The following is a 209-nucleotide window of genomic DNA, read 5'->3' as shown; positions in this document are numbered from 1 at the left end:
GGCGTCCCGGCCGTGGTGGTCGGCGGTCCCGGCGCTCCGGGGGGTCCTGGTGCCACCGGCGCGGCGGGCGCGGCGGGCGCGGCGGACTCGCCGGTCGCCGATTCGGTCGCCCCGGCCCGCGTGGAGGGCGTCCCGGCCGTGGTGGTCGGCGGTCCCGGCGCTCCGGGGGGTCCTGGTGCCACCGGCGCGGCGGGCGTGGCGGGCGCCCT

At 85.2% G+C, this 209-nt stretch carries 1 pseudogene; it reads left to right on the top strand.

Annotated elements, in window-relative coordinates:
- Positions 1 to 209, top strand: a pseudogene (locus KUM03_RS24890) (hypothetical protein); the annotation flags it as partial.

This window comes from Streptomyces sp. AC602_WCS936 (genome assembly GCF_019049125.1).
Classification (GTDB): Bacteria; Actinomycetota; Actinomycetes; order Streptomycetales; family Streptomycetaceae; genus Streptomyces.
The sequence above is the reverse complement of the archived record's forward strand: the minus strand, read 5'-3'. Positions and strand labels throughout refer to the sequence as shown.